Below are 12,830 nucleotides of genomic sequence, written 5' to 3'. Positions count from 1 at the left end.
AGGCGTCAGGCCAGCCTGTAGTGGTGGGAGCCGTCCGGCGGGAGGGCCAGGTCGGGGCGCCAGGCGCGGAGTACGGCCGCCGAGGGCGCGAAGAGCGGCCGCGGCAGCGCGTCCGGCGCGAACCACTCCCAGCGCACGATCTTGTCCGGTTCGGTCACCCGCGCCGCACCCGTCGCGCCGTTCACGAGCGCGGCCGCGGTGACGCGGGGCATGTCGCCGCGCTCGTCGATCAGGACGGCGAGCACTCTGGCCTGGTCCGGGCCGGCCGACAGGCCGGTCTCCTCGGTCAGTTCGCGCACTCCGGCCCGCTCGAAGCTCTCGCCGGGGTCGGCCTTGCCGCCGGGCAGCTCCCAGCGTCCGTCGTGGCCGAGCCCCAGGAGCACGCGGTGCTCGCCGTCCAGCGTGATCACGCCGACGCCGACCAGGCCGTTGGGCGGGGCGCCGGCGCGTGAGCCGGGGGTGTGCGCGTCCGTCACCGGGACTCTCCTCTGCTGCGTACGGGGGCGGGGAGGGGGATGTGGCGCGATCCATTCTAGAAAGCGCGGCACCCAGGCCGCCGGAGCCGCCGGTGCGGGGCCTGCGCTGGTCCCAATGCCGGTGCCGGGGCATAGAGTTGGGCGCGGAGCAGCAGTGACGCAGGACTGAGGGGGAGCCCCAGGTGAGCAGCGGTATCAGCAAGGGGATCATCGACAAGGTCGAGGTGTCGCTCCGGTGGGACCCGAGTCCCTCGGGCGAGCCCGACAACGACCTCGACATCGTCGCCGGGACCTACACGTCGGAGGACCCGCACGGCGATCCGGACTATCTCGTCCACTTCGACTCCAGGTCGCCGGACGGCACCATCACCCTCAACCGCGACAGCCGTACGGGCCAGGGCTTCGGCGCCGACGAGGTCATGACGCTGGAGCTGGACAGGCTCGCCGAGTCGTACGCACGGGTCGTGATCGCGGTGGCCGTCCAGCAGCGCGAGGGCCGCAAGACCTTCGCCGAGGTGCCCAGCACCGACGTGCGGGTGCAGGAGGGGATCACGGAGCTGACCCGCAACGACTTCGCCGCGGCGGCCGACGCGACGGCGGCCGTGGTCGCCGAGTTCGTACGGGGCGAGGCGGGGCAGTGGGAGTTCCGCGAGGCCTTCCGCGGGCTTCCGCACGACCCGGACACCTTCGCCGAGCTGCTGAGCGGCGCCTGAGCGGCGGGAGCGCCTGAGCGGCGGGACCGCAAGGTCCAGACGGGCACGGTGCCACGGCCCGTCCTACGCGCCGGGGACCCGGAGCGGGCCGATCGGCCCAACACACGCACCGGCACGCGGAGTCGGAGCCGCGCCCGCGGCACGCGCTCTGCGAGGCTGCCCGCGGAAGCGCCCGGCGGGCAGTCGCAGTCCGCGGGCGGGGGCCGTTCCGTGCCGGAGGAGCCGCGTGTCAGAGCCAGCCGGGGACGGCCGGAGCCGGGACGGCGGGAGTACGGATCCGTACCGGTCGTCGGCCGAGTACATCGACCTGCTGCTGGAGTCCCAGTGGCGCACCCTGGGCCCGCTGGTGTGCGCGGAGTTCGGGAAGCTGACGGCCCGTGCGGGCGCCGCGCTGGACATCGGCGCCGGCACGGGGCGCGGGCTGCGGGCCGTGTGCGCCGCGCTGCCCGGCGTGCCGGTGACCGCCGTGGAGCCGTCGGCCGCGATGCGTACGGCCCTGTTCGCGCGGGTCGCCGACGATCCGACGCTGCGCAGGCATGTGACGGTGGTGCCGGGCGACGCGCTGAGCGTGCCCTTCCCGCGCCCGCTGCGCGCTCTGCTCGCGCTGAACGTGGTCGGCCACCTCCCGCCCGCCGAGCGCAGGGAGCTGTGGTCCCGCATCGCCGACGCGCTGGCGCCCGGGGGAGCCGCGCTGGTCGGCGCCCCGCGCCCGGAGCACCCCGCGGTGCTGGAGCGGGAGCGCGGCGGCGGCGCCGTGGTGGGGGAGCGGGCGTACGAGGGGTGGGCCGGTGCCGAGCCCGCGGGGAGCGGGCGGATCGTGTGGCACATGACGTACGAGGTCAAGGACGTGCGGGACGGTGCGCTGCTGCACCGCGTTGCCGTCGACTACGACTGGTGGGTCGTGCCGGAGGCGGAGCTGCGCGAGGAGTGGGCGGCGGCGGGCCTCACCGCGCGCCACGCGAGCGGCGGCCCGGGCCCCGTCCACGTGCTCACGCGCGCCGACGGCTGAGCGGAACGGACCACGGGCCACCACTGACCGGCCACCGTCCACCGGGCCGCGGGCCACCGTTCACCGGCAACCGGCCACCGGCACGCGCCGGCGGCCGAGCGCCGCGCCCAGCCGCCACACACACAACCGCCGCCCGACCCCCGTACACCCTCAGGAGGTCGAGGCCGCTCCGGCATCGTCCCGGACGGTCAGCACGATCTTGCCGGTCACGTGGCCGGTCTCGCTCTCGCGGTGCGCGTCGGCCGCCTTGTCGAGCGGGTACGTGCGGTGCACCGGGAGCTGGAGCGTGCCCGCCGTCTGGAGGGAGAGCGCGGCGGTCAGCGCGGCGCGGGTGAAGTCGCCCTCGGTGCCGTTGGAGAAGCGGACCCCGTACTCCGGGCCGTGCTCGTCGGCGATGGTGATCACCCGGTCGGGGCTGCCGGTCAGCTCGATGGAGAGCGGGAGCACATGGCCCTTGCCCACCAGGTCCAGCGCGCCGTCCACGCCGTCCTGCGCAGCGGCCCGCACGCGCTCGCCGAGGCCCTCCCCGTACTCCACCGGCACGGCGCCGAGGGTGCGCAGGTAGTCGTGGTTGGCGGCGCTCGCCGTGCCGACCACCCGCAGGCCCCTGGCCCGCGCGAACTGCACGGTCAGCGTGCCGACTCCGCCCGCGGCGCCGTGCACCAGGAGGGTCTGGCCCGGCTGGAGGCCGAGGAGGTCCAGCAGCCTGTACGCGGTCTCGGCGGCCGTCGGGATGCCGGCCGCCTCCTCCCAGGAGAGCGATCCGGGGCGGATCACCAGGGCCTCGGCCGAGGCGAGGGCGCTCTCCGCGTAGGCGCCGGTGAGGGTGGGGCCCAGCACCTCGTCGCCCTCCAGCAGCTCGGTGACGCCCTCGCCGAGCGCCTCGACCACGCCGGCCGCCTCCAGGCCCGGAACGGAGGGGAACTGCACGGGGTAGACCTGCTGCAGGACGCCGCTGCGGAGCTTGCAGTCGAGCGGGTTGACGCCGGCCGTGCGGACGGCGATCCGCACCTGCCCGGGACCGGGTGCGGGCTGGGCGATCTCGAGGGGGTGCAGCACCTCGGCGGGGCCGTACTCGGTGAAGGCGATGGCGTTCGGCATGTGTTCCCGATCCTTGCTGGCGGCGTGTGCGTTCCCCTCAGCCTGCCGCCGTGCGGCGCGGGCGCCGGTACGGCACGACGGGGCGGCGCCGGATTCCCCGGTCCGGCGGAGCTGCGCGGGCTCCCGCCTTGCGTCGTACGCGAGAAGCTGCAACGCCTCGGACCGGCTCCCGCACCGGCCCCGCACAGCGCACGCGCAGCCCCCTCACAGGCTCCGGAGTTCGGCCAGCGCGCCGGTCAGCCACTGGAGCCAGAAGCGCTCCATGTCCATGCCCGCGCGGAGCACGAGGTGCCGCAGCCGGTCCTCCTCCGTACGGGCCCGGTCCTCGGGGAAGTCGCGGCGCTCGATCTCCTCGTACTCGGCGAGCTGCTTCCCGTGCAGCTCCAAGTGCCGCCGCAGCTCGGCCTCCAGGCCCTCGGTGCCGACCACGGCGGCGGCCCGCATCCGCAGCAGCAGGGCGTCCCGCACCGGCTTGGGGTCCTGCGGTGCGGCGGTCCAGCGGGCGAGCTCTTCGCGGCCCGCCGGCAGCACCTCGTACTCCTTGCGCTGTCCGCGTGCCGGGCGTTCGGCGGGCAACGCGCGGACCCGCCCGGCCCGTTCCAGCTCCCGCAGCTCGCGGTAGATCTGCTGGTGGGTGGCCGACCAGAAGTAGCCGATGGACTTGTCGAACCGCCGCGTCAGCTCCAGGCCCGATGAGGGCTTCTCCAGCAGGGCCGTGAGGATCGCGTGCGGCAGTGACATGGCGGCCATCCTAGGAACGACGGGCGGCGGGCGCGGGCCCGCGCGCGGATCCGGAGCGGGCCCGCGGTGTCCGGAACGCGTGGCTGTCCGGAACGAACGCGAGGCTGGTCAGAGCGAAGCGGCCAGCTCCGTCCCGCGCAGGATCGCCCGCTTCGCGTCCAGCTCGGCCGCCTCCTCCGCGCCGCCGATGAGGTGGACCTCGCCGGTTCCGGCCGCGACCAGCTCGTCGTAGAGGCCGCGACGCGGCTCCTGCCCCGTGCACAGCACCACGGTGTCGACCGGCAGCACCTGCCGCTCGCCGTCCACGCTGAGGTGCAGGCCCTCGTCGTCGATGCGCTCGTACGAGGCGCCGGCCACCATGGTCACGCCGCGGTGCCTGAGCTCGTTGCGGTGGATCCAGCCCGTGGTCTTGCCGAGTCCCTTGCCGACCTTGGACGTCTTGCGCTGGAGCAGGTGCACCTGGCGCGGCGCCGCGGGGCGCTCGGGCGCGCGCAGCCCGCCCGCCTCGGCGTGCTCCATGTCGATGCCCCAAGTGCGGGCGAACGCGGCGGTGTCGAGGCTCGCGCGGTCGCCCGGGTCGGTGAGGTAGGCGGCGACGTCGAAGCCTATGCCGCCCGCGCCGAGCACGGCGACCCGCTCGCCGACGGTCGCGCGGCCCCTGAGCACGTCGAGGTAGCCGACCACGCTGGGGTGGCCGAGCCCGGCGATCTCCGGGATCCGCGGGGTGACGCCGGTGGCCACCACGGTCGCGTCGTACTCCTGCGCCGCCAGCTCGGCGGCCGTGACCTCGGTGCCCAGGCGTACGTCGACGCCGAGCTCGGCGAGGCGGGTGCGGAAGTAGCGGAGGGTCTCGTCGAACTCCTCCTTGCCGGGGACCCGGCGCGCGAGGTTGAGCTGCCCGCCGGTCTCCTCGGCCGCGTCGAACAGGGTGACCGCGTGGCCGCGTTCGGCAGCCGACACGGCGCAGGCCATCCCGGCGGGCCCGGCGCCCACGACCGCGACGCGCTTGGCACGGCGGGTGGGGGAGAGCACGAGCTCGGTCTCGTGGCAGGCGCGCGGGTTGACCAGGCAGGACGTGATGCGGCCCTGGAAGGTGTGGTCGAGGCACGCCTGGTTGCAGCCGATGCAGGTGTTGATGGCGTCGCCGCGGTCCTGCTCCGCCTTGGCGACGAAGTCCGGGTCGGCGAGCATCGGGCGGGCCATCGAGACCATGTCGGCGTAGCCGCCGGACAGCAACTCCTCTGCGGTCTCGGGGGTGTTGATGCGGTTCACCGCGACCAGCGGTACGCCGACCGTGCCCATCAGGCGCTTGGTGACCCACGCGTACGCGCCGCGCGGCACCGAGGTGGCGATGGTGGGGACGCGGGCCTCGTGCCAGCCGATGCCGGTGTTGAGGAGGTCGGCGCCCGCGGCCTCGATCTCCTTGGCGAGCGTGACCACCTCGTCGAAGGTGGCGCCGTCCGGCACCAGGTCCAGCATCGAGAGCCGGTAGATCACCAGGAACTCCGGGCCCAGGCGCTCCCGCACACGGCGCACGATCTCGCGGGGGAAGCGCATCCGGTTCTCCGCGCTGCCGCCCCACTCGTCGGTGCGGTGGTTGGTGGCCGGCGCGGTGAACTCGTTGATCAGGTAGCCCTCGGAGCCCATGATCTCGACGCCGTCGTACCCGGCCTGCCGCGCCAGTTCGGCCGTCCGCACGAAGTCCTCGACGGTCGCCTCGACTTCGTCCCCGGTGAGGGCGCGCGGCGTGAACGGGTTGATCGCCGCCTGCAGCGCGCTCGGCGCCACCAGGTCCTCGTTGAACGCATAGCGCCCGCTGTGCAGGATCTGCAGCGCGATACGCCCGCCCTCGCGGTGCACCGCCTCGGTCACCACGGCGTGCTCGGCCGCCTCCTCCTCGGTGCTGAGCTTGGCCGCGCCCTTCATCACCGCGCCCTCGGCGTTCGGCGCGAAGCCGCCGGTCACGATGAGGCCCACGCCGCCGCGAGCGCGCGCGGCGTAGAACGCGGCCAGCCGCTCGAAGCCGCGCTCGGCCTCTTCGAGTCCGGTGTGCATGGATCCCATGAGCACGCGGTTCGGCAGCGTGTGGTGCGGGAGTTCGAGGGGGCTGAGGAGGTGCGGGTACGCGGCAGTCATGACTCGGTTGTAGTGCGCGGCGGCCTTCTTTTGCAACAAGGTGCAAAAGAAGGAGAGCAGCGTCACGCGGCCCGGGAGCGGGCGGCCGTCTTGTCAGGGGAGTGAGGGGCGGGCGGGGCGAGGGTGTGCGGAGAGTGCGTAGAGGGGGGTGTGCGGCCGTCCGTAGTGTCCTGGCCACTCGTACGGGATGACCGAGGAGGCGGCATGGCAGGGACGCGTACGGCCGAGGCACCGGGAGGACTGCGGGACGGCGACGCCGCCTGGGGCGAGCCGATGGGGGCGGCGGACCGCGCCGTGGTGGGGGTCTTCGTCGGCGTACCGTTCCTCGCGGTGATCGCGTCCGTCGTCGTGCTGTGGGGGTGGGGCGTCACCTGGCACGACCTGGTGATCGGCGCCGTGCTGTACGCGGTGACCGTGCACGGCGTGACCGTCGGCTTCCACCGGCTCTTCACGCATCGCGCGTTCAGGGCGGCGCGCCCGCTCAAGATCGCACTGGCGGTGGCCGGGACGATGGCCGTCGAGGGCGACCCGCTGACCTGGTGCGCCGACCATCGCAGGCACCACCAGTACGCGGACAGGCCGGGCGATCCGCATTCGCCCTGGCGCTTCGGCACCTCGGTGCGGGCCGTGCTCAAGGGCATGGTGTGGGCGCACATCGGCTGGACCTTCAGGAACGAGAAGACCAACCAGCAGCGCTACATCCCCGACCTCCTCGCCGACCGCGACCTGCTGCGGGTCGCCCGCTGGCAGCCGCTGATCGTCCTCTTCTCGTACGCGGCGCCCGCGGTGGCCGGCGGGCTGTGGGGCGAGGGCGCGTGGGACGCGGGCGCCGCGTGGTCCGCCTTCTTCTGGGCGGGGCTCGTACGGGTCGGGCTGCTGCACCATGTCACGTGGTCCATCAACTCGATCTGCCACGTGAGTGGTGCGCGGCCCTTCGCCTCCCGCGACCGGTCGGGCAATGTGTGGTGGCTCGCGCCCTTCTCCGGCGGCGAGTCCTGGCACAACCTCCACCACGCCGACCCGACCTCGGCGCGGCACGGGGTGCTGCGGGGGCAGATCGACTCCAGCGCGCGGCTGATCAGGATCTTCGAGCGGTGCGGCTGGGCGACGTCCGTACGGTGGCCGGACGAGCGGCGGCTGGCGGCGAAGTCGGCGGGGTCGGAGAAGCCCGTGCGATCAGTGCGGGGCGAGGGGTGAGTCCCATTCCGGGAAGGGGTCGTCTGCGGCCGACGGCGCCGGTTCGCCCTCGCGCAGCAGGCAGTCGTGCAAAGCGGCGTGCAGGGCCTCGGCCTTCAACCCGGTGCCGATGAACACGAGTTCCTGCCCTTGGCCGCCGCCGTCCTCGTGGTGCCCCGAGGGCTCGAAGCGGGCCACCGAACCGGCCTGCGACCACAGGCCGCCGACCCCGGGCCGGCTCGCCAGCCGGAAGAACCCCTTCGAGCGCAGCACCTCCCCGTACCGGCCGCCGTACCCGCCCTCGTGCTCGCCGCCGCCGAGCCCCTCGGTCACGAACTCCCAGAGCCTGCCCGGGTGGAACGGGCGCGGGGAGCGGAACACCGTGCTGGAGATCCCGTACTCCTCGGTCTCCGGCGTGTGCTCGCCGTTCAGCTCCATGACCCAGCCGGGGGCCTGCTCGGCGCGCTCCGGGTCGAAGAGGCCGGTGCCGAGCACGTCGGCGGGGTCCACGGCGCCGTGCCGTACGGGGACGAGGCGCGCCTGCGGGTTGAGCCGGGTGAGCGCGGCCTCCAGACGGGTCCGCCGCTCCGCGTCCACGAGGTCGAGCTTGTTGAGCACCAGCACGTCGGCGAATTCGACCTGGTCGACGAGGAGATCGCTCACGGTGCGCTCGTCGTCCTCGTACTGATCGAGGCCGCGGGCCGCGAGCTCGTCGCCGTCGGCCAGCTCGGCGAGGAAGGCGGCGGCGTCCACGACGGTGACCATGGTGTCCAGCGCGGCGAGGTCGCTGAGCGTGCCGCCGTCACCGTCGCGCGGGAACGCGAAGGTCGCCGCCACCGGCATCGGCTCCGAAATCCCGCTCGACTCGATGAGCAGGTGGTCGAACCTGTCCTCGCGGGCGAGCCGTTCGACCTCCACCAGCAGGTCGTCCCGCAGCGTGCAGCAGATGCACCCGTTGGTCATCTCGACCAGCCGCTCCTCGGTGCGCGACAGCGCGGCACCGCCGTCCCGTACGAGCGAGGCGTCGATGTTGATCTCGCTCATGTCGTTCACGATCACCGCGACGCGCAGCCCGCTGCGGTTGTGCAGCACGTGGTTGAGCAGGGTGGTCTTCCCGGCTCCGAGAAACCCGGAGAGCACGGTGACGGGGAGGGGGCGGGAGCGGGGGTGCGGCGTGGACATGGGTGGGAGGGTAGTGGGCGCGGCGGGTTTTTGAAAACCGTTGTCAGGTGTGCGCCCCGTGTGCCAGTCGGTCTGCGGCGCGGCGGCCGCGCTGTTCGATGGGGAGCACGCCGTGCGCCCGGGCCAGGCCCGAGGGCGGCATGTCGTAGTAGATGGACTCGTACTTGCCCGCGGGGGCCATGTAGGTCTCGTGCCACAGGTCGACGTGGCCGCGCACCTTGCCCTCCCGCTCCTTCCTGCTGACCAGCTTCCAGGCGTGGTGGTGGAAGGCGTCGGGGGAGGTGGCGTAGGCGTACAGCTTCTCCTGGGACTCCCAGTACTGGACGACGTAGTACGTGCGCGGCGAAGCGGTGAGCAGCACCCGTCCGAGCAGTCCGCGCTCGGGCGCCTTGGCCAGCTCGGCGAGCATGACGAACATCGCGCGCATCACCGGGACCCACTGGTGCACGGCCCAGAAGTGGTTGATGCGCATGCCGATCAGCAGGACCGCGACCTCTCCCTCGGCCGCCGCTGTCGTGCGGCCGCGGATGGGCTTGGGCATGGAGGCCCCCTTTGGACGGGCGTCTTGGATAGGAGTGCTATCCAAGCTAGCCGTGATGGGATAGCCGCGCTACCCAATCCCGGAGGTTCCTTCGCGATGCGGCTGTCAGAACTGAGCGAGCAGAGCGGCGTTCCCACCGCCACCATCAAGTACTACCTGCGGGAAGGGCTGTTGCCGCCCGGCGAGCGGGTCACCGCGACCACCTCCTCGTACGACGAGGCCCACCTCAGGCGCCTCCGGCTGGTCCGCGCGCTGATCCAGGTCGGCCGGCTCCCGGTCGCCACCGTCCGCGAGGTCCTCGCGCACGCCGACAACGAGGAGCTCGGCCGCACGATGCGCCTGGGCGCGGCCCTGTGGGAGCTGCCCTCGGCCCCCGAACCCGAGCTCCCCGCGGCGGACTACGCGCGCGCGGAGGAAGTGGTGGCCCAACTGCTGGCGCGTCTGGGCTGGTCCAGCGCCCAGGAGCTCGCCGCGCTCTCGCCCTCACACCGCTCGCTCGTCGTCGCGCTCGCCACGCTGACCGGCCTGGGCTACCCCTTCCCGGACGAACGGCTCGTGCCCTACGCCGAGTTGATGCACCAGGCCGCCTCGATGGACCTGGACTTCATGGAGACCCTGCCCGGGGAGGCGGCCAAGGTGGAGGGGGCGCTGGTGGGCACGGTGCTCTTCGAGCCGGTGCTGACGGCGCTGCGGCGGCTGGCGCAGGAGGAGGAGTCGGTGCGGCGGTACGGGGTGTAGCGCGGGGTGCGGTACGGAGCGTGGCGCGGGGCGCAGCAGAAAACGGGACGACAGCGCGTGCCCCCGAAAACCACACTGTGCGCGGGACGCAGCAGACGAACGAGGAGGCGGAGCACCGTGGACGGCCGCGTGACGCATGTGATCTTCGACTGGGCCGGGACGCTGACGCCCTGGCACACGGTCGACGTGCCCGGCATCTGGCGCGAGACCGCCGGGGTCATCGCGCCGGGGAACGCGGAGGAGCTGGGGGCGCGGCTGCACGCGGCCGAGCGGGAGCTGGCGGCGAAGTGCCGGGAGACGCACTGTTCGGCCACGCTGGACGAGGTGTTCGCCGCGGCCGGCGTCGTACCGGGGGAGGAGGCGCTCGCCGCGTACCGCCGTGCCTGGGACGCGCACACCCACCTCGACCCGGACGGCGAGACCGTGCTGCGCGGGCTGCGCGAACGCGGCCTCGGCGTCGGGGTGCTGTCCAACACGCTGTGGTCGGAGCACTGGCACAGCGAGATCTTCGAGCGGGACGGCGTGCTCGGGCTCATCGACGCCTCGGTGTATTCGAGCGAGGTCGCCTGGACCAAGCCGCACCCGGAGATCTTCCGCCTCGCGATGGACCGCGTCGGCGCGCAGACCCCCGCCACCTGCGCGTACGTGGGGGACCGGCTCTTCGAGGACGTCTACGGCGCGCGGCGGGCCGGCATGCGCACCGTGTGGGTCCCGCACAGCGCCATCCCCGAGGAGGAGCGCGGCGAGGAGGCCGAACCCGACGCCACGGTCCACGCGTTGAAGGACCTGCTCGACGTGGTCGACGGCTGGCTGGAGCCCGCAGCGGGGACGGCCCGCGGGGCGGTGCCCCGTCAGCCCGCCCGCCGGACGGTGAACGCGGAGGTCGTCCCGGAGATGGGCCGCACGCCCCCGGCCGCCTTCGCGTGCGCGGTGTAGCGGATGCGGTAGGTGCCGGGGGCGGCGTCGCGGGGCACGTCCCAGGTCACGGTCACGCGGGAGGCCGCGACGCCGTCCCGCTTCCAGCGGAAGGCCGTGCTCCAGTCCCCGTCGTCTGCCGCGGTGCGCCAACCGCCGTCCTCCGTACGCCGTTCCACCCGCAGGAACGTGCCGCCCCGGTGCGGCGCCGCGCTCGGGTGCGCACCGGCGAAGACCGCGGTGACCCGGTCGCCGGGCCCGCAGGACGTACGCGGCTGCCGCAGCACCTCGCCGAACCGCTTGCCCAGCGGCGGCGCGTCCACCACCACGCCGGGCTGCATCGACAGCGCCTTGTCGGAGATGTCCGGCGCGACAGGTCCCGGCGGGAGGGAACGGCCGTCCCGCATCGCGCGCGCCAGCCGCGCCGCGGTCTGCTGGAGCGCGGGCAGTTGCCAGCGCCCGAAGAGGGTGCTCCCGCCCTCGTACTGCTGCGCGTCGTACTCCTCGGGCGTCGTCACATAGTGGATGTAGGCGTTGGCATAGCCCGCGACCAGCACGTCCTCCAGCTCGGCGCCCATGATCCCGGCCACCGTGCGGCGCAGCCGCAGGCCGGCGGCGATGGTCACCTCGCCCGGGATGCCGATCAGATGCAGCCGCCCGATGCGCAGGAGCTGTACGGGGACCTGCTCCTGGACCCAGGGGTAGAGCCGGTTCATCTCGCCGACCGGCGCGAAGACGCCCTTCGGTGCCTGGGCCTCGCGCAGTTCGGGCGAGGCGGTGTAGAGGATCTTGTCGGAGACGGCGTCCCAGAACGGGTTCTCGCCCTCCTCGAAACCGGGGAAGGCCGGGCCGTCCTCCATGCTGCCCGCCGCCATCGAGGCGCCCACCGCCGGCTTGGCCGTACGGTGCGTGCGCCCGTCCCCCGTGTACTCGGGGTCCACGGTCACGTCCGACAGGTCGATGTAGACGAGCCGCGCGTCGACGCCGCCGCTCAACCGCGCGCCCCGGCTGTCGAGTTGGCGCGCCGCCGCCTCGTACTGGCGCAGCCCGTTCTCCCGCGTGTGCGCGAAGTCCTGGGGTGTGGTCGGCGGCTTGAGCGAGAGGTTGGGCGACATGTCGCCCGCGTTGGTCTGCGCGAAGGCGGCGACGAAGGAGGGGCTGCCGCCGTTGTCGTAGTCGGTGAGGTAGTCGCCCCCCTCGACCTCGCGCTCCCAGTGCAGCGCGGCGCAGCCCTTGTTGTCGGAGCTGATCAGCCGGTTGTCCCCTGACATGCTCGTGCCGTGCACCGCGAACCAGTTGACCGCGCCCACCGCGCGCCCGCCCCGCTCGACCCGCAGCAGGGTCGTCTGCGGGTCGACGGCGTCGGGGAAGTGCTTGCGCAGGTCCGCGGGGTTGCGCTCGAAGGCGACGCGGGAGCGGTTCACGCTGGCGCCGTGCAACTCGGCGTGGGTGAGGGTGAGGTCGGAGGGTGCCACGTCCTCGTGGGCGCGGACGACCGCCTCGGTGATGCCCTCGGCGATCTGCTCGAAGGTGCCGCGGTGGAAGCCGAGCGTGGTGAGGTTGTAGAGCAGATGGTGCGAGTAGCCGCCGGGGCCCGAGTGCGTGTGGGTGGCGCTGATCAGCACGTTCCGGGAGCCGTACAGATCCCCGTACCGCTCGGCCAGCCGCCGCAGCACCTCCTGCCGCACGCTCTCGAAGATCATCGGCGAGTCGACGACCACCAGGGCGATCCGGTCGTCCGGGCGCTCCCGTTCGGCGACGACGAACGCGCGCGCCCGCAGCCGGATGTGCAGCCCCTCGGCCTGCTGGTCGACGCGGCCGTAGCCCATCATCCCGACCTCGGCGACCTCGCCTGTGGCGTCGGCGACGCCCCGGCCGACGAGGTACGCGCCGCCGGGGCCCGCCGCGCCGGGAGCCTCCCGCGGCGCCGCGTCCGGCACGGCCGCCCGCGCGCCGGTGGCGGTGCCGAGTACGGACGCGCCGATCCCGGCTCCCGCTCCGGCCCACAGCACGCTCCTGCGCGAGGCGCGGCCCGCTCCACCCATCCCCATGTGCACGACTCTCCGTCCGGACGCTCGTACCCGACGATCACGGCGAGGAGA

Annotated in this window: 12 protein-coding genes; 5 read left to right on the top strand and 7 right to left on the bottom strand. The window is 73.6% G+C overall.

Translation table 11 applies throughout. From position 1 onward, the window contains the following. Nucleotides 1-5: 5 nt before the first annotated feature. Nucleotides 6-476: a nucleotide triphosphate diphosphatase NUDT15 gene (locus ABEE00_RS16955; RefSeq protein WP_345746337.1), complete on the bottom strand. Its 471-nt coding sequence runs from the start codon at nt 474-476 to the stop codon at nt 6-8. Nucleotides 477-658: 182 nt separating this feature from the next. Between ABEE00_RS16955 and ABEE00_RS16950 the strand changes: the two genes are divergently transcribed. Further along, nucleotides 659-1,189, top strand: coding sequence for a TerD family protein (locus ABEE00_RS16950; RefSeq protein WP_345746336.1), 531 nt, complete (start codon nt 659-661; stop codon nt 1,187-1,189). A gap of 226 nt (nt 1,190-1,415) precedes the next feature. Next, nucleotides 1,416-2,198, top strand: a complete 783-nt coding sequence (locus ABEE00_RS16945; RefSeq protein ID WP_345746335.1) for a class I SAM-dependent methyltransferase — start codon at nt 1,416-1,418, stop codon at nt 2,196-2,198. 150 nt (nt 2,199-2,348) lie between these two features. On the opposite strand, the gene ABEE00_RS16940 is transcribed toward ABEE00_RS16945, so the two are convergent. The 3 genes from ABEE00_RS16940 to ABEE00_RS16930 all read right to left on the bottom strand — a co-directional run bounded on the left by ABEE00_RS16940 (nt 2,349) and on the right by ABEE00_RS16930 (nt 6,176). Then, nucleotides 2,349-3,299 (bottom strand): NADP-dependent oxidoreductase, encoded by a 951-nt coding sequence (locus ABEE00_RS16940; RefSeq protein ID WP_345746334.1) that lies wholly within the window; start codon nt 3,297-3,299, stop codon nt 2,349-2,351. Nucleotides 3,300-3,503: 204 nt separating this feature from the next. Then, a complete protein-coding gene (locus tag ABEE00_RS16935; RefSeq protein ID WP_345746333.1) occupies nt 3,504-4,040 on the bottom strand; it encodes a PadR family transcriptional regulator in 537 nt (178 codons plus the stop codon). 108 nt (nt 4,041-4,148) lie between these two features. Then, nucleotides 4,149-6,176 (bottom strand): NADPH-dependent 2,4-dienoyl-CoA reductase, encoded by a 2,028-nt coding sequence (locus tag ABEE00_RS16930; RefSeq protein ID WP_345746332.1) that lies wholly within the window; start codon nt 6,174-6,176, stop codon nt 4,149-4,151. A 204-nt stretch (nt 6,177-6,380) separates the two neighbouring features. Between ABEE00_RS16930 and ABEE00_RS16925 the strand changes: the two genes are divergently transcribed. Next, the gene (locus ABEE00_RS16925) at nt 6,381-7,373 is read left to right on the top strand and encodes an acyl-CoA desaturase (RefSeq protein ID WP_345746331.1); all 993 of its coding nucleotides are present in this window, start codon (nt 6,381-6,383) and stop codon (nt 7,371-7,373) included. On the opposite strand, the gene ABEE00_RS16920 is transcribed toward ABEE00_RS16925, so the two are convergent. Both ABEE00_RS16920 and ABEE00_RS16915 read right to left on the bottom strand, forming a co-directional pair. After that, nucleotides 7,353-8,534 carry a GTP-binding protein gene (locus tag ABEE00_RS16920; RefSeq protein WP_345746330.1) on the bottom strand — a complete coding sequence of 394 codons (1,182 nt, stop codon included), beginning with the start codon at nt 8,532-8,534 and terminating at the stop codon, nt 7,353-7,355. The two genes, ABEE00_RS16925 and ABEE00_RS16920, sit on opposite strands and share 21 nt — an antisense overlap. 43 nt (nt 8,535-8,577) lie before the next feature. Next, entirely contained in the window at nt 8,578-9,075 is a 498-nt protein-coding gene (locus ABEE00_RS16915; protein WP_345746329.1) for a DUF4188 domain-containing protein, read from the bottom strand. Nucleotides 9,076-9,171: 96 nt separating this feature from the next. Between ABEE00_RS16915 and ABEE00_RS16910 the strand changes: the two genes are divergently transcribed. After that, nucleotides 9,172-9,813, top strand: coding sequence for a MerR family transcriptional regulator (locus ABEE00_RS16910; protein WP_345746328.1), 642 nt, complete (start codon nt 9,172-9,174; stop codon nt 9,811-9,813). A gap of 117 nt (nt 9,814-9,930) precedes the next feature. Beyond that, nucleotides 9,931-10,749: an HAD family hydrolase gene (locus tag ABEE00_RS16905; RefSeq protein ID WP_345746327.1), complete on the top strand. Its 819-nt coding sequence runs from the start codon at nt 9,931-9,933 to the stop codon at nt 10,747-10,749. Here ABEE00_RS16905 and ABEE00_RS16900 read toward each other — a convergent pair. Continuing rightward, complete coding sequence (locus ABEE00_RS16900; RefSeq protein WP_345746326.1) at nt 10,665-12,779, bottom strand: neutral/alkaline ceramidase; 2,115 nt, start codon at nt 12,777-12,779, stop codon at nt 10,665-10,667. The two genes, ABEE00_RS16905 and ABEE00_RS16900, sit on opposite strands and share 85 nt — an antisense overlap. Nucleotides 12,780-12,830 lie beyond the last annotated feature (51 nt).

This window comes from Streptomyces odontomachicola, from assembly GCF_039605595.1.
Lineage (GTDB): Bacteria > Actinomycetota > Actinomycetes > Streptomycetales > Streptomycetaceae > Streptomyces.
This window is presented reverse-complemented; position numbering and strand designations above follow the sequence as displayed.

Excerpts from the sequence above, each read along its gene's own strand:
- ABEE00_RS16910 (WP_345746328.1), top strand. The coding sequence starts at position 9,172 with ATGCGGCTGTCAGAACTGAGCGAGCAGAGCGGCGTTCCCACCGCCACC.
- ABEE00_RS16935 (WP_345746333.1), bottom strand. The coding sequence starts at position 4,040 with ATGTCACTGCCGCACGCGATCCTCACGGCCCTGCTGGAGAAGCCCTCA.
- ABEE00_RS16915 (WP_345746329.1), bottom strand. The coding sequence starts at position 9,075 with ATGCCCAAGCCCATCCGCGGCCGCACGACAGCGGCGGCCGAGGGAGAG.
- ABEE00_RS16925 (WP_345746331.1), top strand. The coding sequence starts at position 6,381 with ATGGCAGGGACGCGTACGGCCGAGGCACCGGGAGGACTGCGGGACGGC.
- ABEE00_RS16930 (WP_345746332.1), bottom strand. The coding sequence starts at position 6,176 with ATGACTGCCGCGTACCCGCACCTCCTCAGCCCCCTCGAACTCCCGCAC.
- ABEE00_RS16920 (WP_345746330.1), bottom strand. The coding sequence starts at position 8,534 with ATGTCCACGCCGCACCCCCGCTCCCGCCCCCTCCCCGTCACCGTGCTC.
- ABEE00_RS16900 (WP_345746326.1), bottom strand. The coding sequence starts at position 12,779 with ATGGGGATGGGTGGAGCGGGCCGCGCCTCGCGCAGGAGCGTGCTGTGG.
- ABEE00_RS16940 (WP_345746334.1), bottom strand. The coding sequence starts at position 3,299 with ATGCCGAACGCCATCGCCTTCACCGAGTACGGCCCCGCCGAGGTGCTG.